This window comes from Kitasatospora nipponensis (assembly GCF_039528135.1).
Lineage (GTDB): Bacteria > Actinomycetota > Actinomycetes > Streptomycetales > Streptomycetaceae > Kitasatospora > Kitasatospora nipponensis.
In genome coordinates this window covers 221-974 of the sequence record NZ_BAAALF010000536.1, presented here as the reverse complement: position 1 = coordinate 974, position 754 = coordinate 221, and the positions used below count along the sequence as shown (strand labels likewise).

Annotated in this window: 1 protein-coding gene; it reads left to right on the top strand. The window is 66.7% G+C overall.

Annotated elements, in window-relative coordinates; genetic code table 11:
- The coding region (locus ABD323_RS41725) for a winged helix-turn-helix transcriptional regulator (RefSeq protein WP_344447295.1) at positions 1-204 on the top strand (204 nt) is incomplete at its 5' end.
- Between the last annotated feature and the right edge of the window lie 550 nt (positions 205-754).

Below are 754 nucleotides of genomic sequence, written 5' to 3'. Positions count from 1 at the left end.
GTGCTGGAGCGCGACGGGCTGATCGTCCGGACCGAGCGTCCCGGGCAACTTCGCTGGGTGGAGTACGAGTTGACCCAGGTCGGGCGCAGTCTGCTGGGCCCGATGGACGTCGCCTGTGAGTGGACCCGGGTGCACTGGGACGAGTTGCTCGACGCTCGCGAGGCGGCTGTCGGGGCCACCGGGCAGCTCTCCGAGGCAGGTTGAGACCCGTCGGGTCACGAACGACACGTTTGAAGTTCGTCGGCGGAGTGTTCGGTGTGCTGGCCTCCTGGAACATCTTCCTGACCATCCGTCGGGTGCCGTGCCGTCCAGCGGGAATCGGCCCGATCAGGCAGCATTCGAAGGCCCCCGGGTGCCCTTGCGGGCAATCCTGAAGGTCGCCAACTCGACCGCCGGTCCACGGATATGGCCAGGTCGGAGGCTCATCTGACGGACCGTCGGACGAACCGGTATCTTCCCGATGGGGCGGCCACGAAGTGTCCTCCCGGGCACTCCTCGGAGACATCCGGCAATTTTCGGGCAACTGCTGCTTACGGTTCGGTGCAGACGGGTCGTGATCACGGCCCGACCGATACCGGAGGTCTCAGTAATGCGACGTACCATCACCAAGTTCGGTAGTCTCGCGGCGGTTTCGATGTTCGCCCTGGCGTTGGCGCAGCCCGCCCAGGCGGTGCAGGCCGCGGGTGCGACGGGTACGACGGCGGCCTCGGCCTCGGCCTTCTTCGAGTTCAACGACGGCACGGACACCCTCGTG